This window comes from Arthrobacter sp. MP_M4, assembly GCF_035984855.1.
In the GTDB taxonomy this organism is placed as follows: domain Bacteria; phylum Actinomycetota; class Actinomycetes; order Actinomycetales; family Micrococcaceae; genus Arthrobacter.
Genome location: NZ_JAXCHX010000008.1, coordinates 96,559 through 119,290, shown reverse-complemented (window position 1 = coordinate 119,290; position 22,732 = coordinate 96,559). Strand labels below are relative to the sequence as shown.

General features: G+C 64.4%; 25 protein-coding genes. 9 read left to right on the top strand and 16 right to left on the bottom strand.

The window, feature by feature from the left end; all coding sequences use genetic code 11:
- Both RCH15_RS08910 and RCH15_RS08905 read right to left on the bottom strand, forming a co-directional pair.
- Positions 1 to 167: phage holin family protein (locus RCH15_RS08910; RefSeq protein ID WP_326960145.1), on the bottom strand; the 167-nt coding region annotated here is incomplete at its 3' end.
- Positions 164 to 922, bottom strand: a complete 759-nt coding sequence (locus tag RCH15_RS08905; protein ID WP_326960135.1) for a hypothetical protein — start codon at positions 920 to 922, stop codon at positions 164 to 166. The genes RCH15_RS08910 and RCH15_RS08905, both read right to left, overlap by 4 nt.
- Positions 923 to 1,236: 314 nt before the next feature.
- Between RCH15_RS08905 and RCH15_RS08900 the strand changes: the two genes are divergently transcribed.
- Together RCH15_RS08900 and RCH15_RS08895 are read left to right on the top strand one after the other, a co-directional pair.
- The gene (locus RCH15_RS08900) at positions 1,237 to 2,058 is read left to right on the top strand and encodes a PRC and DUF2382 domain-containing protein (protein ID WP_326960144.1); all 822 of its coding nucleotides are present in this window, start codon (positions 1,237 to 1,239) and stop codon (positions 2,056 to 2,058) included.
- A 90-nt stretch (positions 2,059 to 2,148) separates the two neighbouring features.
- Positions 2,149 to 2,598: a MarR family winged helix-turn-helix transcriptional regulator gene (locus RCH15_RS08895; protein WP_326960133.1), complete on the top strand. Its 450-nt coding sequence runs from the start codon at positions 2,149 to 2,151 to the stop codon at positions 2,596 to 2,598.
- Between the two features lie 114 nt (positions 2,599 to 2,712).
- On the opposite strand, the gene RCH15_RS08890 is transcribed toward RCH15_RS08895, so the two are convergent.
- Genes RCH15_RS08890 through RCH15_RS08865 form a run of 6 tightly spaced genes read right to left on the bottom strand, consistent with a single transcriptional unit; the run spans position 2,713 to position 7,954 of the window.
- The gene (locus tag RCH15_RS08890; RefSeq protein ID WP_326960131.1) at positions 2,713 to 3,069 is read right to left on the bottom strand and encodes a hypothetical protein; all 357 of its coding nucleotides are present in this window, start codon (positions 3,067 to 3,069) and stop codon (positions 2,713 to 2,715) included.
- A 15-nt stretch (positions 3,070 to 3,084) separates the two neighbouring features.
- Positions 3,085 to 3,807, bottom strand: a complete 723-nt coding sequence (locus RCH15_RS08885) for an SDR family NAD(P)-dependent oxidoreductase (protein WP_326960129.1) — start codon at positions 3,805 to 3,807, stop codon at positions 3,085 to 3,087.
- 19 nt (positions 3,808 to 3,826) lie between these two features.
- Complete coding sequence (locus RCH15_RS08880; RefSeq protein ID WP_326960127.1) at positions 3,827 to 4,594, bottom strand: SDR family NAD(P)-dependent oxidoreductase; 768 nt, start codon at positions 4,592 to 4,594, stop codon at positions 3,827 to 3,829.
- Positions 4,591 to 5,985: an MFS transporter gene (locus RCH15_RS08875; RefSeq protein WP_326960125.1), complete on the bottom strand. Its 1,395-nt coding sequence runs from the start codon at positions 5,983 to 5,985 to the stop codon at positions 4,591 to 4,593. The genes RCH15_RS08880 and RCH15_RS08875 overlap by 4 nt, the downstream gene beginning before the upstream one ends.
- On the bottom strand, positions 5,985 to 6,872 hold the full coding sequence (locus tag RCH15_RS08870; protein WP_326960124.1) for a polysaccharide deacetylase family protein: 888 nt from the start codon (positions 6,870 to 6,872) through the stop codon (positions 5,985 to 5,987). The genes RCH15_RS08875 and RCH15_RS08870 overlap by 1 nt, the downstream gene beginning before the upstream one ends.
- Positions 6,869 to 7,954 (bottom strand): asparaginase, encoded by a 1,086-nt coding sequence (locus RCH15_RS08865; RefSeq protein ID WP_326960122.1) that lies wholly within the window; start codon positions 7,952 to 7,954, stop codon positions 6,869 to 6,871. Before RCH15_RS08865 ends, RCH15_RS08870 begins: the two co-directional genes overlap by 4 nt.
- 292 nt (positions 7,955 to 8,246) lie before the next feature.
- On the opposite strand from RCH15_RS08865, the gene RCH15_RS08860 reads away from it, so the two are divergent.
- Positions 8,247 to 9,272: a LacI family DNA-binding transcriptional regulator gene (locus RCH15_RS08860; protein ID WP_326960120.1), complete on the top strand. Its 1,026-nt coding sequence runs from the start codon at positions 8,247 to 8,249 to the stop codon at positions 9,270 to 9,272.
- A gap of 60 nt (positions 9,273 to 9,332) precedes the next feature.
- On the opposite strand, the gene RCH15_RS08855 is transcribed toward RCH15_RS08860, so the two are convergent.
- Entirely contained in the window at positions 9,333 to 10,778 is a 1,446-nt protein-coding gene (locus RCH15_RS08855) for a PucR family transcriptional regulator (RefSeq protein ID WP_326960118.1), read from the bottom strand.
- A 119-nt stretch (positions 10,779 to 10,897) separates the two neighbouring features.
- Between RCH15_RS08855 and pxpA the strand changes: the two genes are divergently transcribed.
- Genes pxpA through RCH15_RS08830 form a run of 5 tightly spaced genes read left to right on the top strand, consistent with a single transcriptional unit; the run spans position 10,898 to position 15,150 of the window.
- Positions 10,898 to 11,641: a 5-oxoprolinase subunit PxpA gene (pxpA, locus tag RCH15_RS08850; protein WP_326960116.1), complete on the top strand. Its 744-nt coding sequence runs from the start codon at positions 10,898 to 10,900 to the stop codon at positions 11,639 to 11,641.
- 36 nt (positions 11,642 to 11,677) lie between these two features.
- Complete coding sequence (locus tag RCH15_RS08845; RefSeq protein ID WP_326960114.1) at positions 11,678 to 11,917, top strand: acetyl-CoA carboxylase; 240 nt, start codon at positions 11,678 to 11,680, stop codon at positions 11,915 to 11,917.
- A 2-nt stretch (positions 11,918 to 11,919) separates the two neighbouring features.
- Entirely contained in the window at positions 11,920 to 13,272 is a 1,353-nt protein-coding gene (locus RCH15_RS08840) for an acetyl-CoA carboxylase biotin carboxylase subunit (RefSeq protein ID WP_326960112.1), read from the top strand.
- Positions 13,269 to 14,174, top strand: coding sequence for a 5-oxoprolinase subunit B family protein (locus RCH15_RS08835; protein ID WP_326960110.1), 906 nt, complete (start codon positions 13,269 to 13,271; stop codon positions 14,172 to 14,174). The genes RCH15_RS08840 and RCH15_RS08835 overlap by 4 nt, the downstream gene beginning before the upstream one ends.
- A complete protein-coding gene (locus tag RCH15_RS08830) occupies positions 14,164 to 15,150 on the top strand; it encodes a biotin-dependent carboxyltransferase family protein (RefSeq protein ID WP_326960108.1) in 987 nt (328 codons plus the stop codon). The genes RCH15_RS08835 and RCH15_RS08830 overlap by 11 nt, the downstream gene beginning before the upstream one ends.
- Positions 15,151 to 15,209: 59 nt before the next feature.
- On the opposite strand, the gene RCH15_RS08825 is transcribed toward RCH15_RS08830, so the two are convergent.
- The 4 genes from RCH15_RS08825 to RCH15_RS08810 are packed head-to-tail and all read right to left on the bottom strand — an operon-like array spanning position 15,210 to position 18,398.
- A complete protein-coding gene (locus RCH15_RS08825) occupies positions 15,210 to 16,205 on the bottom strand; it encodes a sensor histidine kinase (protein ID WP_326960106.1) in 996 nt (331 codons plus the stop codon).
- Positions 16,198 to 16,872 carry a response regulator transcription factor gene (locus RCH15_RS08820; protein ID WP_326960104.1) on the bottom strand — a complete coding sequence of 225 codons (675 nt, stop codon included), beginning with the start codon at positions 16,870 to 16,872 and terminating at the stop codon, positions 16,198 to 16,200. Before RCH15_RS08820 ends, RCH15_RS08825 begins: the two co-directional genes overlap by 8 nt.
- Before the next feature lies 1 nt (position 16,873).
- Positions 16,874 to 17,614 (bottom strand): DedA family protein, encoded by a 741-nt coding sequence (locus tag RCH15_RS08815; RefSeq protein ID WP_326960103.1) that lies wholly within the window; start codon positions 17,612 to 17,614, stop codon positions 16,874 to 16,876.
- A gap of 10 nt (positions 17,615 to 17,624) precedes the next feature.
- Positions 17,625 to 18,398, bottom strand: a complete 774-nt coding sequence (locus tag RCH15_RS08810) for a phosphatase PAP2 family protein (RefSeq protein WP_326960101.1) — start codon at positions 18,396 to 18,398, stop codon at positions 17,625 to 17,627.
- A gap of 134 nt (positions 18,399 to 18,532) precedes the next feature.
- Between RCH15_RS08810 and RCH15_RS08805 the strand changes: the two genes are divergently transcribed.
- Positions 18,533 to 18,970, top strand: a complete 438-nt coding sequence (locus tag RCH15_RS08805; RefSeq protein ID WP_326960099.1) for a VOC family protein — start codon at positions 18,533 to 18,535, stop codon at positions 18,968 to 18,970.
- Here RCH15_RS08805 and RCH15_RS08800 read toward each other — a convergent pair.
- From RCH15_RS08800 to RCH15_RS08790, 3 genes are all read right to left on the bottom strand, one after another.
- Positions 18,964 to 20,586 (bottom strand): alkaline phosphatase family protein, encoded by a 1,623-nt coding sequence (locus tag RCH15_RS08800; RefSeq protein ID WP_326960097.1) that lies wholly within the window; start codon positions 20,584 to 20,586, stop codon positions 18,964 to 18,966. The two genes, RCH15_RS08805 and RCH15_RS08800, sit on opposite strands and share 7 nt — an antisense overlap.
- Entirely contained in the window at positions 20,583 to 21,593 is a 1,011-nt protein-coding gene (locus tag RCH15_RS08795; RefSeq protein ID WP_326960095.1) for an alkaline phosphatase family protein, read from the bottom strand. The genes RCH15_RS08800 and RCH15_RS08795 overlap by 4 nt, the downstream gene beginning before the upstream one ends.
- 155 nt (positions 21,594 to 21,748) lie before the next feature.
- Positions 21,749 to 22,510, bottom strand: a complete 762-nt coding sequence (locus RCH15_RS08790; RefSeq protein WP_326960093.1) for a C2 family cysteine protease — start codon at positions 22,508 to 22,510, stop codon at positions 21,749 to 21,751.
- Positions 22,511 to 22,732: the final 222 nt, after the last annotated feature.

Genomic DNA, 22,732 nt, shown 5'->3' with positions numbered 1-22,732 from the left:
CCCGCACGGGAAGCGGACTGCTTCAACTCAACCTTCGCGAGCTCAACTTCCTGCCGCATCAACGTCGACATATCCCGGGTCACATCACCCAACAACTCACCCAACGACGACGACTCAGCCTTCGCCTGCGCCGGCGTCGAAGGCACCTCAGGTACTTCGTGGCTCACAGCTGGCCACCTTCTCGGTTCGGGAAGGGTACTTCGTCCCGCAGGGCGGTGTCGGCAGACGTCCCGGACGGCAGCTTCTGGGTGGAGACCGGACCGGCAGTGCCGGGAAGGACCGGCTCGTCGAAGAACCGGTCGCCGGAGCCTGCAACGATGACCGTCTCCTGGTGGGCGGGTACCGCAGCGGAAGCGGTCAGGCGTGGCGAGGCCGAGGGAGACCGCTGCACGTCGGGGGCGCCGGCCTGCAGGCTTCGCCCCAATCGGCCGGCAAGGATTCCTGCGCCGGCTGCGATCATCAAAAAGGTGCCGGGACGCTGGCGGGCGAAGGACTTGACGTCTTCCATGACAGATCCCGGATCCCGGTTCTCGAGCCAAGTGGCCACGGACCGGGTCCGGTCTGCTGCCTGGCGAACGAGGTCCGCTGCAACACCGGGCTCTTCAGAGGCGTCGGCCATGGTGTTTAGCTGCGAGGAGATGGCGTGTATCCCCTCGGCGGCCTTCTGCTGCTGTGTGCCGGCCTGATCCGTCAGATCCGACTTCGCCTGGTGCAGCAGGTCAAGGGCGTTGGACTTTGCCTCGGTCGCGACGTTGGCGGCCTCTGCTTTGGCGGTGCCAGCGACGTTCTTCGCTTCCCCTGCGGCGTGTCCTGCCACTGCCGATGCTTCATCTTTCACTGCGTCCTTGGTGGACGCAGTGTCGACGTGGTGCCCGCCAGCGGAGGCGGCCGGGGTTGTCTGGGGCCATTGGTTCTCTGTCATCGTTGCTCTCTTTCAGGAAGGGCCTGCCAGTGGTTCGGGAACCACGGCGCCGGTGAATTGGTAAGCACGGTTACTACCCAAATGATAAGCACACTTATTGTCCATTCCGCAAGCCCTAACCGCTTTGCGGCTTCGCTGGCCCGGAACCCCGTGGCAGTGCGGCTCCGGAGCGAGGGCTTCGGACCCGAAGGCAGAAAAGAAAAATTACTAAGCAGGCTTGCCAAGTGCTTACTAAGCATGCTTATGGTGTAGTCATGCGGCAATCCAAACGGAGTGGCTGCTACCCCAACGATTACCAGATCCAAGGAGACACCATGCTCGCCAAGGAAAATATCGACGACCTGCTGAAGCACAATGGAAACGTTCTGTCCTCCGACGGGAACAAAATCGGTTCCATCGGACAGGTGTACGCAGACGACGACAACGGTCAGCCTACGTGGGTCACTGCCAAGACCGGGCTGTTTGGCGCCTCGGAATCCTTTGTCCCGCTGGAAGGAGCCCGCGTTGAAGGGGGCGACGTCGTTGTCCCTTACACCAAGGAACAGGTCAAGGACGCCCCCCGAGTGGAGACCGATGGACACCTCGAACCGGCGGAGGAAGACCGGCTCTATGCCCACTACGGCCTGGGCGACGGCAATGCCCGGAGCTACGCGGACCCCGTGTCCGGTCCGGACACCGACACACGCGGCGCTGACTACGACACCGCTTCGCACGGCAACAGCCACGGCACTGTAGGACACGACACCTCGGGCCCCACCACGGACGATGCAATGACGCGATCCGAGGAGCGCCTGAACGTCAGCACGGAAAAGCAGGCCACCGGCCGCGTCCGCCTGCGCAAGTACGTCACCACCGAGAATGTCACCCAGACCGTGCCGGTACAGCGTGAAGAGGTCCGGATCGAACGTGAACCCATCACGGACGCGAACCGTGGGGAGGCAATGTCGGGACCCGGCATCAGTGAGGAAGAGCATGAAATTGTCCTCCATGAGGAGCGCCCGGTAGTCCAGAAGGAAACGGTCCCGGTCGAACGCGTCCGCCTCGACACGGAAACCGTAACCGACGAGGTAACTGTCGATGAGGAAGTCCGCAAGGAACACATCGAAACGGACGGCGACGACACCACGCGCCGCTAGCCCCAGGGGCAGGTCAGGCTAGCGGCTCACGCCGGTCCCTGACCTGCCTTCCCTGTTAAATTTCGTTCCACTTACGGAAGGCCGTCCTCGATGCCCCTCGACCCCCAGGACCACGTCCGGGAGGGCTACCTGCTTCTCACCACTGCGGCCCGATTGGTACAACGTCGCTTCGACGACGCGCTTGCACCGTTGGGCCTGACCCGGGCAGCGGTCATCGCCCTCAAGGCCGTGGCACCCCGGCCCTTGAACCAGGAACAGCTCGCCGCAGCAGTCTTCGTGCAGAGCCAGACGCTGGGCCGTGTGCTCACGCGCCTGGAGGGTGAGGGCCTTGTAACGAGGAAACGCGACCCGCATGACCGCCGCCAGTTCCAGGTGGAAATAACCGACAGCGGCGAGGCGGCGCTCCTGGCAGCGACCGACGCGGAGAGAGCCGCGCTCCCGCCAACCTTCGATGGATGGGACATCCTGCGCGAACAGCTCTCCCGATTCGTGAGTTCGTTTCCCAATCCCCAGCAGGGACGGACTCCGAGCCCCAACTGATCCAGGCACTCCGGGCCCCAAACGCCGGTGCGGCCAGCCGTGAACCAGTCCCCACAGCACCACAGCGGGACTGCGGACGACGACGGCGTGGATCCCAGCCGTCGTCGTGCGAAGTCATCCTGTGGCTGGTTGGTGCGACAGCCGTCGCCCGAGGGCAAGCACGCGGTTCGGGAGGTCGCCCGCCCCACTCGCCGGGACTGGCTGAGCATCCAGAGCGTCATTCTGCCCCCGGGCTCCCGCGGTGGCACCCAGCACCGCAGTCCATAATGCGTCCACCGTTGAGACTGCCTCGGTGGCGCCGGTCGGCCAGGACACCAGCCAGCCGCCGCTGGTTGCGGTGACCTTCGGGGCCCCCGCCCAGAGTTGGCAGACCTGGTTGACCGTCTGGGCGACGATGAGGTGCTGCCGCAGCGTTCGAACCGGCCCCAGGAGCGGGTCGCGCACCACGGTTTGTCCGCAGGCACCACACATAGGAATCCTTCCCTTCTAGGGCATGACGTCGCCGGAGTTGGGCCCCAACGTTTGGCCAACATAAAGGTTTCCGCCAGGGTCGCTGGCAAGAAGCACCGCGGTGGGTGCCACCTCAGCGGGAAGCCCAAAGCGCAGCAGCGGGAGTTCTGCACGTTTGGCGGTTTTCCACTCTTCAGAGATACCCTCCACCAGCGGTGTCTCGATCGGCCCCGGGGCGATGCTGTTGACCAGCACGTTGTCGCCGGCGGTTTCCAAAGCGAGTGCCTTGGTCAGTCCGACCACCCCGGCCTTGGCGGCACTGTAGTGGCTCAGCCCGGTTCCGCCTTTGATGGCCAGTTGGGAGGCGATGTTGATAATGCGGCCCCACTTCTGCTGGCGCATCTCCCCCACCACCTCCCGGCAGCAGAGGAAAACGCCTGTCAGGTCCACGGAAACGGTTTCGTTCCACATGGCCAACGTCATGTCTTCCAGGCGGGATTCGGTCAGCAAGCCTGCACTGTTGACAAGGATTTCAATGCTGCCGAGCTGCGCCCGCGCGGCACTGAAGGCCGCTTTTACGCTCGCTTCATCCGAGACGTCGACTTTGATGCTTCCCGCCCCACCCGACCGGTCCAGGACAGCCACCCTGTCGCCATTGGCGGTAAAGGCTTCGGCGATGGCTTTGCCTATACCGCTGGCCCCGCCCGTGACCACCACCGCCCTGCCCGAGGGTCTTCTGAAAGTGTCAGTGTCACTCATGCTTTCTTTCCCGGGTTTCTTAGGCACGCATTTTGATGGTGAGACCGCCGTCGACAATTATCGATTGGCCGGTGACATAGACGGCATCATCGGAGGTCAAAAAGCCGATCACGCTGGCAACCTCCTCGGGCCGGCCCACCCTGCCCCACGGGATGTCCTGCCCGGCCCGCTGCAGGCCATCCGGCCCGAGGGAATTCACCGGGTCCAGGGACTGCGGTGTCTCAATCAGCCCGGGGATGACCGCATTGGCGCGGATACCGCGCGGCCCCAACTCCGCGGCCACGCTGCGGATGAGCCCGAGCACACCGGCTTTGGCGGCGGCGTAGTGAGCATGTTCCTCCCACCCGTAGACGCCTCCGGCAATCGAGGACACCGCAACCATCGCCCCGCCGTCGGTCATGTTCGCCGAACCGGCCCGGAGAGTTCGCAGCACGCCGGTGAGGTCGACGTCGAGCATGTCCTCCCACCGCTGATCGGTCATCTCGCCCAGCGACGAATTACGCAGGATCCCAGCGTTCGCCACCGCGTAGTCCAGCCGGCCGTACTCCTGCACCGCACGTGCGGCAAAGGCATCCACGGACGCGGTGTTACGGACATCCACTTCGTGGACCACTCCATGGCCGCCGGCATCGCGCACCAGGCGCAGGGTTTCTTCCGGGTCGTGCGGATCCCCGGGAAAGGTGCCGATCACCGTCTGCACGCCGTGCCGGGCGTAGTGGACCGCCAGGGCCCGACCTATTCCGCTCGCCGCTCCGGTGACTACCGCAACCTTCGTCCCGGTGGTCATGCTCCGACCTCGTGCGGGTGGTCCTCCATGAGAGCCTCGGCCGGCGGCTTCGCTGCGATCATGAGGAGGCCGGAGACCAAGGTTCCCAGCGCGCCTACCCATACTGCTGCGGTGCCGGTGCCGCTTCCGGCGGCAATAGCGGTGAAGATTGCCCCGCCGATGATGGTGCCAGGCTGGCTCATGGCGCCGATGAACGCAGTGCCGGTGGCGCGACAGCTTACCGGGTAGCACTCGGCCATAAAGTACTGGATTGCTGCGTAGGGTCCGACGAGGAAGAACAGTCCGGTTCCGTAGGTGAGGATGATCATGAACGGGCTGGTGACGATGGGGCTCAGCATGACCGTGAAGGAAATGCCGGAGATGATCCAGCCGCCGATGATGGTCCACTTACGGCCGATCTTGTCCCCGAGCCACCCGTGGAAAACGTAACCGAAATATGCGAGCAGGTTGATGACAATCAGCATCCAGAAAGCGTCTGAGAGCTCCACACCCTTCGCATTTTTCAGGACTGAACTGCCGAGAACGCTGAAAATGGTGATGCCGAAGAAGTTCACGATCCAGGCCAGGGAGAACACAATGGTGTTCCGGCGGAGGTGGGGTTCCCAGATCCGCTTCAGGGGAGCCGCGGAAGAGTGCTCCACACCATAGGCGTGCGCGAGGGCATGGGCTTCCTCGGGTGCTCCGCCCTTTTCAAGCTGGGTCAGTTTGTGGTGCAACTCAAATTGCGGTGTTTCCCTCAGCTTCTTGGCAATTACCCACACGATGATTGCCGCCGGGACGGTAGCCATCAAGTACAGGGCACGCCAGCCCAGAGACGGAAGGAAAGCGAGCGCCAGGGCACTGGCGAGCAGGAAGCCCAGCGGCCAGCCGCCCTGAATGAAGGAGTAGTGGAAGCCGGGGCGCTTGCGCTTATCCTCGACTTCGGTCACCTGATAGACCTCGTTCATGTAGGTCGCATTGACGGCCTGTTCCGAGAATCCAAGCCCGCCGAACGAACGGATCAGGACCAGCAGCCCGTTGCTCAGGAACGGAATGCCGGTCGGAATCAGAGCCGTCAGGCCGGACACGACGGCTGTGCCGCCAATGGTGGTCATCATGCCCTTGCGGCGGCCGAGCCGGTCAATGACGGGGCCGATGCCGAAGCAGACAATCGCGGTACCGACGGCGATCCAGGTGTTGATGGCGTAGGCCTCGGGCGCCGTCCAGCCGAACTCTTCCTGCATGGCCGGCAGAAGAGTCCCGAACAGGCCGTAGTCGAACACGGCGATGGTCCAGGCCAGGAGGGCCAGAACGGTTGCGGTGCTGGTGTTTCGTTTGGTGAAGACCGGGAAGCGGCGCTTCTCGTCCGGCCTGGGCCGCGTCAGGTCGACGGCGGGTTCCTGGATGGTCATTACTGGACTTCCTTTCGGGGGCTGCGGGCGAGGAAGGAATCGGCAATCTGGTCGAAGGTCCGCCAGTTGACGCCCTCGTGGGAGTTGATGTGCTCGATCAACCGCTCGAGCATGAGCAGGACCTGGGGCCGGCCCGAAACATCCGGGTGGATGGTCATGGTGAAGACGGCCTGGTCCATTTCCCGATAGACCCAATCGAACTGGTCGCGCCACATCTGTTCAATGTCCCGGGGGCTGACGAAGCCATGCGAGTTCGGGGAAGCCTTGATGAACATCATCGGAGGGAGGTCATCGAGGTACCAGTTCGCGGGAATTTCGACGAGGTCGGTTTCCTTGCCGCGGATCAGTGGCTCCATCCAGGTCTCTGCGTCTTTTGTGTAGTCAATCTTCTTCCAGCTGTCTCCGACCCGGACGTAGTAGGGCTCAAAGTCACGGTGCATCAGCGAGTGGTCGTACTTGATGCCGCGTTCGAGGAGGATTTCATTGGTAACCGGGGAGAATTCCCACCAGGGAGCGACGTAGCCGGTGGGACGACGGCCGGAGACCTTTTCAATCAGTTCAATGGACCGGTCCAGGATGGCGGTCTCCTGCTCGCGGGTCATGGCGATGGGGTTTTCATGTGAATAGCCGTGCACACCGATTTCATGCCCGGCGTCCACGATCATCCGGACAAGCTCCGGAAAAGTTTCCATCGAGTGGCCTGGCACGAACCACGTGGCCGGGAGTCCGTACTTCTCAAAGAGGCGGATAAGGCGCGGGCCGCCGACTTCCCCGCTGAACAGGCCCCGGGAAATATCACACGGAGAGTCTTCGCCTCCGTAGGAGCCGAGCATTCCGGCTACGGCGTCGACGTCGACGCCGAACGCGACTTGGATGTCCTTGGTCATGAGTTCCACCTTTCACTGCTCTTTTTGTTGGGGTTTTCGGGAGGGGCAGGTTTCAGGGCGGTCGGGTCCGGAGCCGCCCCGCGTTGGGAGAACGTTTCCGCGATGCGGGCGGCGGGGGTGCCGAGCCGGAGCAGCACGCTGAGGAGGATCAGCGACTGCGACGGCCTGAGCAGCCCGGAGGATATGGCGCCTGCCGCGCGGAGGTCCTCGCCGCCACCTTCGCCATATATCGCCACCACAGGGCCCGCCTCCACCCGGGTGCTCGTCACCACCACGACGCCGGCCGCGGTGGCCGCTGCGACCTCCTGGCAGATGGCTCGGTTGGCGTTGCCGGTTCCGGTCCCCTGGAGGACGATGCCCGCCGCCCCGGCGCCAAGGGAACTTCGCAATAGGGTGCCATCCGCCCCGGGGTGGGCGGCAACGAGGTCCACTCGCGGCGAACCCTGCCCGCCGACCGGCAACGGCAGGCAATCGAGGACGGGCCGTGCCAACTTCATGGTCACTGCCCCGGTTTCATTCACCGACCCGGCTACGCCAAAATCCGGATTGGCGAAGGCGTCGAGCCTTGTTGTGTGGCACTTCCGGACTCCGGCCGCTGGGAAGATGGTTCCGGCAAACGCCAGCAGCACCCCTTTGCCCCGGGAGTCCGGGGAACCAGCGACGGCGATCGCCCGGGAAAGGTTTCCTGGCCCATCGGGGGTAGGGGAATCGGCCGGCTGCTGCGCGCCCGTGAAGACGACGGGGCGGGGATCGTCATGCGTGAGCTCGGCCAGATACGCCGTCTCCTCCATGGTGTCTGTGCCGTGGCTGACGACGACGCCCAGCACCTGCGGGTCGTCGAGGACTTCACGGATTTTGGCGCAGATGGCGATCATGTCATCGATTGTCAGCATGTACGAGCCCTTGCGGAAGACGTCGACCACGCGGACCTGATGGGCAGCGGGCACGCCCATGCTGGCGAACACCTGCTCCCCTGTGTCCGACGCCACCGCTCCCCCTTCGGCTTCGGCGCCGCGGGAGGAGATTGTTCCTCCCGTGGCCAGCAGCACCACGTGGGTGCCGCCCGAATCTGTGACGGTCATTTTCACTCCGTAAGTCCCGGGTCTCGGCCCGGGTCGCTACCCAATCGATTGGGTTGTCGGATAAAAAAGTATCTTCGCAATGTTTCACCCCGGTGACACTGGGTGTTTCGGCGGCGTAAACAGTACCCGCGCTGCCACCCGCCGCACCTACCCAATCGATTGGGTAACGGGGGGTGCAATGACTATAAAATGTGACATGGAACACCGTCAAGGGTCTTAGGGCGAGCGGCTCGCGCTTTTTCGGGCAGTCTTGAGGGTGATGACGTCTTCTCAAGCTGTAGCAGAGGAACGAATGAAGGAAATTACGGCCGACGGCCGCACAGTCACACTGAAGGACCTGGCGAACGAGCTCGGCATCCATCCCTCGACCGTGTCCAGGATCCTGCATTCGGGCTCTGACGTGGCCCGGGGGGCCGCCTCGGTGGCGACGGCCGAGCGGGTGCGTGAGCTCGCGCGAAAGCGGGGGTACTCCCCCAATCCCCAGGCCGCCGGCCTGCGGACGCGGCGGACCCGTCTCACGGGCGTGATTGTGCCCCGGCTCTCGGACCTCGTCCTGGCCATTATGTACGAGGGCATCGAAGAAGCCGCGGCTGAGCTCGGATATTCCACGTTTGTCATGAACTCCCGGGATGACCCGCAGGAACAACGCCGGAAAACGGAGACGATGCTGGCCCGCCGGGTGGACGGGCTGATCATCGGCGATGCGCATCTGGACGGCAGCCGGTTGCGGGAGTTGACCGCACGCAAGGTTCCCTTCGTCCTCATGAACCGCCGTGTTCCCGGTTACCCGTCGGCTACTTGCGACGATGTCCTCGGCGGCCAGCTCGCGGCCGAGCACCTGTGGAGCAAGGGTCACAGGGCCGTGGCCGTGATCGCAGGTGAACCCTACGCCAGCACCGCCGTTGACCGGACAGCCGGTTTTGTGGATCGGTGGCGGTCCCTGGGCGGCAGAATTCCAGAGGAAGCCGTGGTGTGGTCACGGTTCGACACGGCGGGGGGACGGGAAGCCGCCGAAACGATCCTGACCGGCCCCGCCCCCCACCCCACCGCCTTTTTCGCAGTCAATGATTTTGCTGCGATCGGCGCCATGGGCGCCCTGCGGTCCCATGGCGTGACGGTTGGCCGTGACGTGGCGGTCGTGGGTTTCAACGACACCTCTCTGGCCGCGGAGCTCCCCATTCCGCTGTCCTCGGTCCGCTCCCCCATGCTGGAAATCGGACGGACCGCCATGCATCTCCTGAAGCGGGTGCTTGAGGGCGAACACGCCGAACCAGTCCTTCTCAAGCCGACCTTGTGCGTGCGGGAGAGCAGCGCCTGAGGTGGCGCCGTGTGCGTGGGAACCTCTTGGTGGTGGCGCATGCCCCGAATGTCGCTCCGCTCAATGTGGTGCGGCTACGATGCCCAGGGCCAGCATGCAGGTCGCGCGCACACCTCCGTCGGTGAGATCAAGTTTCAGCAGGTCTTCGATCTTCCGCAGCCGGTAGCTGAGCGTGTTTCGATGAATGAAAAGCTCCTCGCAAATCTTTGTAGAACTCCCGCTGTGGCGGAGGTAGGCATCAAAGGTTTCCCGGAGCGCGCCGGCGCCGTCGTAAGCCAACGGGGCCAAGAGCCGCTGGCACATGGCCACCAGGCCCGGGCTGGGCAGCCCCTGCACAATGCCGGCGAGATCGGCCGGCGGCGCAGGGTACACGCCGGGCCGGCCCACATGCCGGCGGGCGAGCTGAAGGGTCAGCGGGAGTTCGCTGAGGTTAGCGGACTCGCCGACGACAACCGACAGCTCCGGGGCATCGCGAAAGAATTCCCTCGCTGCGGCCAGCAGGTCCGCCGGTCCGTGCCGGTCCTGCAGCAATAGAGACGTGAGGCCGGCCTCCTCCATGAACCTCACCGTGCTGAACGTCGTCTGCAAACCCACCCGCGCGCGCCACGCGACGGCACGCAGCTTGGCGGGGACCACTTCCTCTGAACTGCCGATCAGCACCAAGCTCCAGGCTCCGGCGGGATCGAAGCCGGACTCGATTGCATAACGGCGCAAGGGCTCGGACGGCTCGCCGCGATCCGCGTAGAGGGCCTCCAGGAAGCGCGCGGCTTCCCTCGAATGCAGTGGCGATCGTGACGCAAGGGTGTAGCTGAGCTGCATGCCAATCACAGCGGCCACGGGGCCCAGAATTGGCTGCAGCACCATATCACTCCCGATGCCCTCGATGGCGAGTCGGAATTGCTCGGATGCTCCGCTGGGCAGACGCAGCGTGGTCCGCGCGGTCCCGCCGTGAGTTTCTCCGGCGGAGACAAGCTCGAACGCGTTCAGGTCGATCACCGCCACTCTGGCGTTGACGGCGTTCGCCACGCTTTTGAGCACCTCGGCCAGGGAGTGTCCGTCGGCTGCCAACCGGGTGCATTCGTCCGCCAGTTCCCAGCCCTTCCGCAGTTCCTCGTAACGCTCGGCGGCGATAACCCGATCCACGTGCCGCAGCACAAGCACAAACGGCACCTCCGGGGGAAGCTCCATCAGCGGCAACCCATGCACCTCGCAGGCCTGGAGCAGGCCTGCCGGAAGCTCGCGGTGCGCCGCTCCCAGGCCGAAGGCCAGTCCGGAGACGGGCACGGACACCAACCGTTCCACGTAGGCGTCCCATGTCCGGAAGTCCCTGACGTTCAAGCCCATGCCAGTTGTCAGTACCAGGGAGTTGACGCTAAGGAAGGGCGTAGGGTCCATATGTTCCGTGGGGGCGCACCATGTGATGGGCCGTGTGAGACGGCCCTCGCCCCCCGGCACGCGGAGGCGAATCTTGAGATCGGAATCGTCAAGCAGGTCAGAAATTATCATGACGGCCTCCAGACCCAGCGGCATCTGCCCTTTGCATAGTGCGTCCAGCATAATTCAGCGTGCCGGATTCGGCGGACTGCACAGTATCCCGGACGGGTGATGCTGAGTAGCGTTGCACCATGCAAACCAACGTGATTACCGACACCTCCAGGCGCGTGTTGTTGAATTCGGATATGGGCGAAGGTTTGGGCCTCCACGAGTTCGGCAACGACGAGGAGCTCATGCGGATCATCGACGTCGCGAACGTCGCCTGCGGGTACCACGCCGGCGATCCCGACGTCATGAACCGGACCGTGGCTCTCGCCGCTGAGCACGGTGTGGCCGTCGGTGCGCACCCCGGGCTGCCGGACGTTGTGGGCTTCGGGCGCCGCAGGATGGTGCTCAGCCCTGACGAGGTGGAATCGATCATTCTGTACCAGACCGGAGCCTTGACGGGGTTCCTGGGAAAGCACGGGCTCGAGCTGAACCACCTCAAACCGCATGGCGCCTTATACGGAATGCTGGCCGGTGACGAGGATCTGATGCAGGCCGCCGCCGGAGTCGCCTTGCAGTTTGCGGTGCCGTTTTACGGTCTCGCCGGTACCGCCCACGAAACAGTGTGCCGGGCCATGGGCGTCGAATTCATCCCCGAACTCTACGTCGACCTGAACTACGGTCCTGCCGGGGAATTGCTGATTCAGCGCCGCCCGGCGCCCACCGATCCCGAGGCCGCAGCCGAGCGCGTTCGCCGTGCCTTGGCCGGCGGCCCGGTCCTCGCCGTTGACGGCACCGAGCTGAACATTCCGTTCCGCAGCGTCTGCGTGCACTCCGACGCACCCAACTCAACCGCTGTGGCCAGCGCCGTGCGCAGGGTCCTCGGCTAAATCTGCTCCATCCAACCCGCTGAAAGAGAGCACCACGTGGCAAACATCATTTCCCCCCTTCCCGGGGTTTTTTACCGCAAGCCCGGACCCGGCAAGGAGCCGTTCGCCAATGAAGGCGACACCATACAAATCGGGCAGACCGTGGGCATCATCGAAATCATGAAGCAGTTCACCGAAATCCAATCCGATGTCGCGGGTATCCTCGAATCCTTTGAGGTCGACGAGGGCGAAATGGTCAATCCGGGCGACACCATAATCGTCGTCCGCGAAGGATAGTTGTGAAGAAACTACTCATCGCCAACCGTGGCGAAATCGCGGTGCGGATTGCCCGAACCGCCCGTGAAATGGGCATCGAGACGCTCTTGGCCGCCAGCGAAGCCGACGCTGATTCCCTCGCAGCGCATACGGCTGACAACGTGGTTGTGGTGGGACCGGCGCCTGCCCCTGCCAGTTACCTGAACCAGGACGCCATCCTGGCTGCAGCTTTGGAGAACAGTTGCGATGCTGTGCACCCGGGCTACGGATTCCTGTCGGAAAACGCCGGGTTCGCCCGGCGCGTTGCAGAAGCGGGCCTGGTCTGGGTGGGTCCTGACGCTGACGCGATCGAAACGATGGGCAATAAGTCCATGGCCAGGGAATCCGCCCGGAAGGCAGGGGTCCCGGTGCTCCGCGGATCGGACGGCCCGCTCGACCCGAAGGATGACGCCCTGGAGGTCGCCCGCAGCGTCGGTTACCCGTTGGTCGTCAAGGCCTCCGCCGGCGGCGGGGGCCGGGGCATCCGCTTCGTGCACAGCGAAGATGAACTTCTGGAGACCATTGAGATGGCGCGTGGGGAAGCGGCGTCAGTGTTCGGCGATCCGACCGTCTACCTGGAGCGCTTTGTGGAGCATGCCCGACACGTCGAGGTACAGGTCCTCGGAGACGGAACCAACTTCATCCATCTGGGAGACCGCGACTGTTCCATGCAACGGCGCTCGCAGAAAATCATTGAAGAAGCCCCGGCACCGGACCTTCCCGACGCCGTCCGCAGGACCATCCGGGAATCGTCCGTGGAACTCGCCCGGGAATGCGGCTACAGCGGCGCCGGAACGGTCGAGTTTCTCTATGATCCGGCCGGCCACGAGGCCGCGTTCATCGAGATGAACACGCGGATCCAGGTTGAGCACCCGATCACCGAACAAATCACCGGCGTTGACCTGATCCGCGAACAGCTGCTCATTGCGTCCACCGGATCCATGTCCGTCGCCCAGGACGACATCCACTTCACCGGCCACGCCATCGAGTGCCGGATCAATGCCGAGGATCCGGATAACAACTTTTTCCCCAGCCCCGGCGTCATCACAGCCCTGGAATGGCCCGCCGGTGACTGGATCCGGATTGACACCGGAGTGGAGGTCGGCTCGGCGGTCAGCCCGTACTACGATTCCATGCTCGCAAAGCTCATCGTCCACAAGGACACCCGCGACGCTGCCGTCGCAGCGATGCTGAATGCGCTGGACAGGACACGGATCGAAGGCGTCAAGACCACCATCCCGGTGCACAAGAAATTGTTGGGCCGACCTGAATTCGCGGCTGTGAGCCACCACTCGAAGTTCATAGAGACCGTCCCCGATCTGATGGAGTCACCATGAGTAGCGCCGAACCCGCAACGCTGGAGGCCCGGTACACGTGGGGCGGAGACGAATTCTTATTCGTTGAAGTCTCGGAGTCCATGAGTCTCAGTGCCAATTTCAGAGTCATGTCCATCGCCGCGAAGCTCTCGGCCATGGAGCTACCGGGCATCGTGGACGTCTGTCCTGCCAACGCGTCCTTGCTGGTGAGGTTCGACCCCGACCTCCTGCCGCCGTCGACCCTTGAAGAGACCGTGCGGTCAATTGAAGGGGACCTGGCCCACCACCAGGTGCAAGCACTCGAGACCCGGATCGTAGAGGTCCCCGTCTGGTACAACGACCCCTTCACCGCAGAAGTGGCCGGGCGTTTCCGCGAGGGATTCCATCAGGAGCCGGGCGGCAGCGACATCGATTACGCCGCCAGAGTTAACAATCTCAAGGATGCCGGGGAATTCATCAAGAGGCACCATGAGCAGCCCTGGCTTGTCTCGATGGTCGGGTTCGTTGCCGGCCTGCCGTTCCTCTTCCAGCTGGTTGACCGTGAGAAACAGCTGGAAGTTCCCAAATATCTGAGTCCGCGCACAGACACGCCAAAGCTGACTGTGGGTCACGGCGGCTGCTTCGGCTGCATCTATTCCGTGCGGGGCGCCGGCGGGTACCAGATGTTCGGAGTCGCGGCCGCGCCCATCTTCGATCCTGCCCAGTCGCTGGCCGACTTCAAGGACTTTATGGTGTTCTTCCGGCCGGGCGACATTGTGAAGTTCAAACCAGTCACCGAGGACGAATACAACGGCATTCAGGCCGAGATATCCGCGGGGACGTTCCGCTACCGGCAGGCACCCGTAACTTTTGATCTGTCCCAGGCGCTGGCGAGTCCCGAAAGTTACAACCGGAAACTTATGGAGGCCCTCAATGGCGTTTGACATCAAGAGCCCCGGGCTGGCCACCACCGTCCAGGACCAGGGACGTACCGGCCACTACAACGTGGGCATCCCGCAAAGCGGTTCCATGGACCAATACTCCGCGGAGCTCGGCAATTTCCTGGTCGGGAATACGGCCAAGGAGGCGGTCCTGGAATGCACGTACCTGGGACCTGTGCTGACCACTGACCAAGAGGCTGTCATCGCCGTCACCGGGGCCCCGGTTGACGTGAAGGTCAACGGTGAAACCCGGCCGCAGTGGGCGCGGCTGGAGCTAAGGGCCGGCGATGAACTCAGCTTCGGGGTCATCCGGGGCGGCACGCGCTACTACATAGCAGTCCAGGGTGGAATCGATGTGCCCGAGGTACTGGGAAGCCGGTCCACTTATAGCCTGGGCGCAATCGGCGGTTTCCACGGCCGCAAGCTGGAGGCCGGCGATCTGGTTCCCGTCGGCAGCCCGGCCGACGGCGCAGCACCTGCCGGCGCCGGCACGGTCCCGGAAGAATTCCGCCCGCTTTTCTCAAAGGAGCAGACAGTCAGGATAGTGCTGGGCCTCTACGACCACCGCCTCACCAAGGAAGGGCTGGATGCCCTTCTCCAGGCCGAGTGGAAGGTGACCCCAGTGGCCGACCGGATGGGTTTGCGGTACTCCGGCCCCGGCGTGAAGTGGAAGGAACGGGAGCAGCCATTCGGGGCCGGTTCCGACCCGTCCAACATCGTCGATGCCGGCTACGCCGTCGGCTCCATCCAGATTCCCGGCGGCACCCAGCCCATCATCTTGCACCGGGATGCCGTTTCCGGCGGCGGCTACGCCATGGTGGGCACGGTCATCAGCGCCGACATGGATCTGGTAGCCCGCGCCGCTCCGGGCACATCCACCAGGTTCGTTGCCATCAGTCTGGATGAAGCCCTGGAAGCGCGCAGGGAACTTGCCGAACGCAAGAAGAACGCGCGTGCGGCACTCGGCGCCAGCAGTTGATCCACGGCCAAGCGGCAGGACCCGGGATATTCCTGGCTCCTGCCGCGCTGCGGACCACCTCAGCGCCGGACCAGCGGAAGCGTAAGTTTCATCTCCGTACCCCCTGGCCCGGTCCTGGCCACCTCGACCGTGCCGCCGGCCGTCGTGGCGATTTCCCGGACCAGCGCCAGGCCGATGCCGAAGCTCCGCTGGACCCGGGCACCGTCCGGGCCGGGGGTCCTGACGAAGCGCTCGAAAATCCGATCCTGGTCCACGCCCGTAATCCCTGATCCCGTGTCGGTCACGCGAACAACGGCCCGGTCGCCGTCGATTCCGGTGCCGATGGTGATGCTCCCGCCCGTCTGCGTGTGAGCCAGCGCATTGTCGGCCAGGGCGAGCACGGCCCGGCGCAGGGCGTTCCGGTCGATGCGCGCCAGCGGCCTGCCGCTGTCCGAGAAGGAGAGCCGGACGTCCTGCCGCGCCGCAATCTCCTGCAGGCTTTCCGTGACGGACCCGGCGACGTCGGCTAGTTCCACCGGCTCCGCGGCGGGATCCGGCGCGGCCCCGGTTGCCGCCAGCAGGAGTTCGTTGACGATCCCGGCCAGGGCGGCGGCGTCTTCACGGATCCTGGCCAGATCCCTGCCCGGTTTGGAGTCGGGAACGGCGTCGCGCTGGGCGAGCTGGATGCGCGCGTCCAGGATGGTCAGCGGCGTGCGCAGTTCATGGCTGGCATCCTGGACGAAGCGCCGTTGCAAAGCCAGGGCTTCTCCGAGCGGCCGGATGGCGCTGCGGGCGCTGAGCCACCCGACGACGCCGGCCAGTACGATTCCCGCAATTCCGGCGATGATCATCGCCTCAAACAGGTCCCGGGAATCAAGGTAGGTGTAGGCCTTCCCGGCCGCGGAGCCAGGCAGATCGGGGTGCGCCAGCTTGTTCATCAGGTAGATGGTCGCTGCAGAGAGGAGGCAGAGCACCAGCACCGCGCAAGCGGCGCTGATCCGCACAGCGACCTTGAGCGATGCACGCCGGAGGGTATCGCGGTCTGGTTCGCCTGACCCGGGAGAGCCCCTATTCATGAGCGTCACCAATCTGATAGCCGACGCCGTGGACCGTGCGGACCACGGACTTGGAGATCTTCCTGCGCAGGTGATGGACGTACGTGTCGATCAGACCCGGCTGGTCGGCGGCTTGGAAGTGCTCGCCGAGCAATTCTTCCCGGAGGAATACCCTGCCCGGTTCGGCGGCCAGGGCGGCCAGGAGTCCGGCTTCCTTGGCCGTCAGGGACACCAGCTGCCCGTAAATCGAGCGCACGGACCGGGACGCCGGATCGAATTCCCAGTCCCCAATGCTGACGGGCGCTGGTGCCGGGGTGAAGGTGCGCGTCAGGGCGCGCAGGCGCGCCGCGAGTTCGCCGGCGTCGAACGGCTTGGTCATGTAGTCATTGGCGCCCGCGTCCAGGCCCCGGACCTTTTCGTCCGTAGCCCCCAGGGCCGTGAGAATCAGGATCGGCGTGGAAACCCCCTTGGACCTAAGCGCCGCGACCAGTGCTACGCCGTCCAATACCGGCAACCCGCGGTCGATCACCAGCACATCCCAGGTCCCGGTCAGCGCCAGGTGCAGGCCGTCGCGGCCGTTGGTTGCCAGCTGGATCCGGTAGTCCGGGTCCAGCAGTTCGGCGATCAGCGGTCCCAGCACGACGTCATCCTCCACCAGCAGCAGAAAGGGCCGGCCATCAGTTGTCATGTCAGCTATTCTCGCCCGCCAGGCTCTCCGCCGGCAGGTTTCCCGCAGTGTCGTCGCCCGGCTCAGCCGTCGCCCCGGCCCCGGGCTTCCGGTTCCGGCGCCGGCGCTTGAGGAGCTGGATGCCCCCCGGCAGGACCGAGGCGAGCACCAGGACGACGGCGATCACGTCGATGTTCTTGGCGATGATCTCGTAGTGACCGAGCCAGGTTCCCAGCAAGGTCACGGAGGCGGCCCAGGCCAGGGCCCCGGCAACGTTCCAGAGCGTGAACGAGAGGTACCCGTAGCGGCCGATGCCGGCGCTCAGGGGCGCAAAGGTCCTGACCATGGGCACGAAGCGGGCCAGCACGACGGCGGCGCCGCCGTGGCGTCGGAAGAAGTCCTCGGTGGTGGCCAGGTGCGCAGTCTTCAGGATCCGCGCGTCGTCCTTGAACCAGCGGCGGCCGAACTTGCGTCCGATCATATAGCCAACCTGGTCTCCTGCCACGGCGGCGGCCGTGACGACGCCGATGAGCAGCGGCAGCGTCACTTGCAGTTGTTCATGCAGCAGCCCCGCGGTGAAGAGCAGCGAATCCCCGGGGAGGAAGGGGAACAGCACGCCGGATTCGATGAATACCATCACGGCGATGATGCCGAGCGCCGCCGGGCCGAGGCCCTCCAGCAGGCTCGCAGGGTCAAGAAGGGACGGGCTTCCGGCCGCCGCGGACAACACCGGGGCGAGGCCTGTAGCGAAAATGGGGTGCATGGGCGCGTCCTTAGGTTTGGGGTGAACGGGCTGAACGGGACGCAGCGGCGCTCGTCAGGCGGTTCAGGGCGTCCGGAGCGAACCGGTTCCACAGCCCGCCCAGGAGCAGGACTGCAGCACTCGCAGCGAGAAAAGAGGCCGCAACATCAGTAGGGTAATGGACTCCGATATACAGCCGCGACCAGGCCACGAGCAGTGCCAGCAGCACCGCGGCGGCGGCTGCTGGTTTGGCCCACCGCGTGCCGCAGGCCAGGAAATAGACCGCAAAACCCAGGGCGACCGCGAAGGAGACGTGCCCGCTGGGAAAACTGTTGGACCCCGTCTCGGGTGAGAGCGGATCGAAGAGCAGGGCCGGGTCGGGCCGCTGGCGGGCGATGATGAGCTTGAAGACCTCACTGGCCACCCAGCCTGAGCCGGCGACGAGTCCGAACGCGACGGCCTTGCCGATGGAGCGGCGGACCAGCCAGAGATACAACGCGAGGACGGCGACGAGGGCAGCCCCGGCCACCGGGCCGAAGACCACGTTCAGGATCATTGCGACACCGGTCAGAAGCGCGGCGTGGTGCAGGCTGAGGTTCTGGTCCACGCCGAGTTCGGCTGCGTTGCCGCCGGGTGCAAGCTGTACCGTCAGGCCCAGAACGAGCACGGCCGCCGACAGCAGCAAACCCCACAACAGCCAGTGGCGGGCCTGCGGAATGGGCCGGAACTGCTGACCGGCGCCCTGGCTCGTGCCGGCGGGATCCGGTGGTGCTGTTCCGCGGTCTACAAGGGCTGGTGCAGGCATGGAGTCCTCCGGGTCGGCGCAAGGGCGCTGTCCGGCGCCTTCTTCCACTCTCGCGGGGGGCTCTTAAGAATGGCTTAAGAAGTTGTGGAACCGGGCAGCGGCACATTGCTCGACGCGGCGGTACTCTAAAGCCCATGGAAATGCGCCTGGAAGTCGTGCAAGTACCGGTGGCAGATGTCGACCGGTCCAAGTCCTTCTATATGGAGAAGCTGGGCTTTGTCCTCGACCACGACGTCGAGTACATCCCCGGGATGAGGGTGGTGCAGCTGACGCCGCCGGGTTCGGCTGCTTCGATCGTCATTGGCACGTCGATGACGGGCATGGCGCCGGGCAGCCTTGAAGGGCTGCAGCTCGTGGTACCTGATTTGGCTGCCGTGCGGGCGGAGTTGCTGAGGCGCGGCGCCGATATCAGTGACGTCCAGGATATGGGCGGGGTGCACTTCGCTTTCTTCGCTGACCCGGATGGCAACCGCTGGGTCATCCAGGGCGCCACGGCTCCCGCCGTCCGGGATGCCCACCTGGGTGCACCCGCGAAGCACCGCGGTTCGGTTGGGCGTCCGTCGCTTCAGTAGGTGGCCGCGTTCTGCAGGATCAGCGGCTTCAGCGGTGTTTGGTTGAAGTCGAAGGCAACGGACAAGTCGCCCAGGATAGGGCTGGTTTCCCGGACCCCGGGGCGGGCGTCGGGCCGGCCGTCCGTGGCGGGATCCAGGCGCTGGCCGTGCAGGAAGTCGTCCTCGATGAACTTGATATAGGCGTCGTGGCTCAGTGTCTGGTGGTCAACGTACCCCTTTTTGGCGTAGGGGCTGATGATCAGGCCCGGGACCCGGAAGCCGTAGCCGTTGGCATCCGCCACGGGGGGCGCCACGTGGTCGTAAAATCCGCCCCAGTCGTCCCAGGTGAGGAATATGGCGGTGCTTCCCCAGTCGGGGCCGTTCATGATGGCGTTAATGAGCCCGGCAACGTACGCCTGGCCGGTGCTGATCCGGGCGGGGGCATGCTCGCTGACTTTATCGGTCGGTGCCACCCAGCTGACGGCGGGCAGAGTGCCCTGGCGTGCGGCGTCGTAGAAGTTCTGTTGGGATTGGATGTTGCCCAGCTCGCCGTCCTCCTTCACGGTGTCGAAATAGAGGAGCGGGTTCCACAGCCCGGGGGTTTTGGCGTTCTGCTTCACCGGGGCGCAGGTGGCGGTGTCGTTGCGGCAGTCGGGTTCGGTGCCGTCGAAGACGTAGTAAGCCCAGGGGACGTGCTGTTGGTGGAGCAGGTAGGTCAGATCGGTCCAGGCGTAGTCGGGCAGTTCAAGTTTTTTGGCGGCCTCGGTGAGTTTTTTCTTCAGGCCTTCGGGCACCGTGGCGGCGTCAACGGCTGCCTGGCAGGTGGGATACGAATCGGTGGGCTTGCAGCTGGCGCTGATGAGCTGGTCAATCTCCGTGGCGAGATCCGGACTGATGCCCGCGGACCGGAGGGCTTCCTGGCACGGCTGGAGATCGAGGCCGGCCCGGCATTTGCCGATCAGGGTGTGGTTGATCATCTCCGGATCCGGGCCGCTGTCAGGATTCTGTAACGCGTTCACGCACGACGCCGGGTCGCCCGCTTTGGCGCACTTGGCGGACCATTCCGACACCAGATAGAGGTGGGCTGGCAGGCTCCAGGACGCGGCCGCCGCAAACATGTGGTCCTGAAGGGTGAAGTTTTTTGCATAGGCCCAGTAGTTGGGCAGGTCGCGCCCGTCGTGGTATCCCATGACGTCGGTCTGTTGGGTCCCGAAAGAACAGGTGGTTGCTGCCGGTTTGCAGCCGGCCAGTCCCTTCTCCGCCTGCGCAACGAAGCCGTCCATGGCGCCGTGGTGGGCGTCCGCGATCTCATCTGCGTGGCTGTGTGGTCCACCGGCGTTTCTGTCTGCGGCATTGTAGAACGGCCGGACACAGCCGCCGTGGCCGGGGTCCGGCAGACAGGCCACCGGCACCCCGTTGTTCATTGCAATCCCGTCAACTCCGGGAAACGTGCCGAAGTAGCTGTCAAAAGATCGGTTTTCTTGCATGATGATCACGACGTGTTTGATCTGGGACAGGTCTCCCTGGACCCGCCGCCCGGCAGAAGGCCCCTCGCCGGACGGGACCACGGCCACCAGCCAGAGAATGAGGACTGACACGGCAGCCACGAGGGTGCGGCGAGCCTTCAGGAACTTCACGGTCGGGCCCGATAAACGTCCGCGCCGAAGGCGTTGACTGCCGGTTCACTGGCGCCGGCAAGCCGGGGAAGGGAAAAGATGTCCTCGATGCTGGCCAGGAGACTGTAGTGGTTGTACTGCCGGTCGGAGGTCGTTCCGGCCTGCGTGAACGGTGAGATGACCAGGGCTCCGACTCGTCCTCCTGCCGTTCCTCCCGCCACGCCCTCAGCGGGGCCGACGGCGCCGCCGTCGGCCTCATCGAAGGTAATGACGAGCAACCCGTCCTGCTGGAATGCCGGGGAGGCAAGAATTGCCGGTACATTCTCGCTGAGCCATGTGTCCGCCGACGCCATCCCTCCCGGGCTGCCGTCCACGCACGGACTGTCGTGCCCGTCGTGGCAAAGATTAGGAGTGATGTACGAGAGGTTCCGAGTGGTGTCCACGGATCTCAGGTCCGGCTGCAGTGCCGAAAAGTCGACGACATTTTTCCTGCAGTCTGCGGATGAGGTGATGGATTCGAAATAGCCGAAGGGGTTGTGGCGGGTCGCGTACTGGTTTCCGGCGGAAGCCTTCACGTGGTTATCCTCAGCACCGAGGACAGGGTGCTGGCAGGGCGACGGCATATCTTCCATGTAGCCCCGCCACGACTTTCCCGTCGACGTCATTTGCCCGGCAAGGGTGGGAACCCCGGCAGGGTAAACGCACCCGTCACCCAGCACCCGGCCCTGGGAATCGGTGCCGGACAGGTTCAACCGGGTGAAAGTGTGGCAGTCCTTGCGGGTGCTCCCGTTGGGCGGTTGGCCGGAGATTTGGGCAAGATAGTTTGGCAGTGAGTTGTGGGCTATGCCGTAGTAGTTCGTGAGCAGCACCCCTTGGGACCGCAGCGGCCCGGCCAGGTAAGGGGCCGCCGGCACGGTGTCCCACACCCGGCTGTAGCCCTTGTTTTCGAGGTTGATCACGAACACATGCCCGGGGGTGCCGGGCCGGGCCGGGACCGGCTGCGGTTGGCAGCCGGCAGTACTGACCATGAGCACTGCCAGGGCAAGCAATGTTCCGGGCCCGTGCCTGAAGCGCCGCCGCCATCGTGGCCGTATTTTTCTCAAGCGCACTGGGAAGAACATCTCGGTGTTCCCGTCTGCCGGGCGGCAGCCCTACCCGCCAGCCGTCCGGGAAATTTTGATGTTCAGGGGTAGGTCGGGATGGCGATGTACTGGTTGATATTCGTGGACTGGAAGGTTGCAAAACTCAGCGTGGATTGACCGCCCTCCGGGTTCCCCACCACCACGGTCTCATCGGCAGAGTTCACGCCCAGCAATGCGTATGAATGGTTTGCAACCAGCTTGCCTTTGGAATTGGAGGTGCCCAGGGTGACGAGGCCGTTCGTGAAATCCTGCTGCACCTGCTCGAAGCTCACTCCCGACATAGGGCCGCCGGGATTGCGGTCGACGCCCACTTTTCCCGTGATGGCGTAGAGGGCGTTGTGCACATCGTGGTCCTGGGCATTGCTGAGGTCGGTGCCTTCGATGCCCTTGTAGCTGTTGCCGTTCGCGGCCGCCCAGGCCTTCTCGATGATCGCCGCCCAGGAAACGTTCTTGCCGCCAATGTTTTCGACGCCGTTCTCGAGCGGCTTGTTGCGGCGGTAGGGAAGTTCTCCGTTGACTGTCACCGTCACCGGACCGGGTTTACCGTCGTATTTGCTATGGAAGGACACGGTGTACGTGCCATTGCCGTTGTCGTGGACCATATTCGAAATGGTCTCGGGGGCCCGGGCGGCTACTGTCAGCAACGCTGCCAGGAAATAGCAGTCACCCACTTTGCCCTGGGCAATGTTCGTGAGGTTTCCGGAGATGTCCGGTTTGCCTGCGCTGTCGAGGGTGAAGAGGACTTGATTCGGGATCTGTTGGAAAGTCCCGTTCTTTACCGAGGGATTCTTCACGGAAGGCACGGCTCCTCCCACAGCCGGCGGGGCGGTCGGATCGGGCAGGAAAGTGGCCCGGGTATTAAGAAGCGACATTATCCCAACCATCACGAACACGGCAATGAGTGAGTAGATGACGATGGCGCGATATCTGGACCGCCTGGGTTCTGCACGTTTAAACATCTGCGCCGTCCCTTCTGCGGGCTATTGCAGGAGCAACAACATCGCGGAGGCATCTGCCGACGGCGC

What these genes read in the sequence shown, in the direction of transcription:
- RCH15_RS08835 (WP_326960110.1), top strand. Translation starts at nt 13,269, where the DNA reads ATGAGTAGCGCCGAACCCGCAACGCTGGAGGCCCGGTACACGTGGGGC.
- pxpA (WP_326960116.1), top strand. Translation starts at nt 10,898, where the DNA reads ATGCAAACCAACGTGATTACCGACACCTCCAGGCGCGTGTTGTTGAAT.
- RCH15_RS08860 (WP_326960120.1), top strand. Translation starts at nt 8,247, where the DNA reads ATGAAGGAAATTACGGCCGACGGCCGCACAGTCACACTGAAGGACCTG.
- RCH15_RS08895 (WP_326960133.1), top strand. Translation starts at nt 2,149, where the DNA reads ATGCCCCTCGACCCCCAGGACCACGTCCGGGAGGGCTACCTGCTTCTC.
- RCH15_RS08810 (WP_326960101.1), bottom strand. Translation starts at nt 18,398, where the DNA reads ATGCCTGCACCAGCCCTTGTAGACCGCGGAACAGCACCACCGGATCCC.
- RCH15_RS08905 (WP_326960135.1), bottom strand. Translation starts at nt 922, where the DNA reads ATGACAGAGAACCAATGGCCCCAGACAACCCCGGCCGCCTCCGCTGGC.
- RCH15_RS08875 (WP_326960125.1), bottom strand. Translation starts at nt 5,985, where the DNA reads ATGACCATCCAGGAACCCGCCGTCGACCTGACGCGGCCCAGGCCGGAC.
- RCH15_RS08815 (WP_326960103.1), bottom strand. Translation starts at nt 17,614, where the DNA reads ATGCACCCCATTTTCGCTACAGGCCTCGCCCCGGTGTTGTCCGCGGCG.
- RCH15_RS08880 (WP_326960127.1), bottom strand. Translation starts at nt 4,594, where the DNA reads ATGACCACCGGGACGAAGGTTGCGGTAGTCACCGGAGCGGCGAGCGGA.
- RCH15_RS08805 (WP_326960099.1), top strand. Translation starts at nt 18,533, where the DNA reads ATGGAAATGCGCCTGGAAGTCGTGCAAGTACCGGTGGCAGATGTCGAC.
- RCH15_RS08855 (WP_326960118.1), bottom strand. Translation starts at nt 10,778, where the DNA reads ATGATAATTTCTGACCTGCTTGACGATTCCGATCTCAAGATTCGCCTC.
- RCH15_RS08830 (WP_326960108.1), top strand. Translation starts at nt 14,164, where the DNA reads ATGGCGTTTGACATCAAGAGCCCCGGGCTGGCCACCACCGTCCAGGAC.
- RCH15_RS08820 (WP_326960104.1), bottom strand. Translation starts at nt 16,872, where the DNA reads ATGACAACTGATGGCCGGCCCTTTCTGCTGCTGGTGGAGGATGACGTC.
- RCH15_RS08890 (WP_326960131.1), bottom strand. Translation starts at nt 3,069, where the DNA reads ATGTGTGGTGCCTGCGGACAAACCGTGGTGCGCGACCCGCTCCTGGGG.
- RCH15_RS08870 (WP_326960124.1), bottom strand. Translation starts at nt 6,872, where the DNA reads ATGACCAAGGACATCCAAGTCGCGTTCGGCGTCGACGTCGACGCCGTA.
- RCH15_RS08865 (WP_326960122.1), bottom strand. Translation starts at nt 7,954, where the DNA reads ATGACCGTCACAGATTCGGGCGGCACCCACGTGGTGCTGCTGGCCACG.
- RCH15_RS08885 (WP_326960129.1), bottom strand. Translation starts at nt 3,807, where the DNA reads ATGAGTGACACTGACACTTTCAGAAGACCCTCGGGCAGGGCGGTGGTG.
- RCH15_RS08900 (WP_326960144.1), top strand. Translation starts at nt 1,237, where the DNA reads ATGCTCGCCAAGGAAAATATCGACGACCTGCTGAAGCACAATGGAAAC.
- RCH15_RS08795 (WP_326960095.1), bottom strand. Translation starts at nt 21,593, where the DNA reads ATGGTCAGTACTGCCGGCTGCCAACCGCAGCCGGTCCCGGCCCGGCCC.
- RCH15_RS08825 (WP_326960106.1), bottom strand. Translation starts at nt 16,205, where the DNA reads ATGAATAGGGGCTCTCCCGGGTCAGGCGAACCAGACCGCGATACCCTC.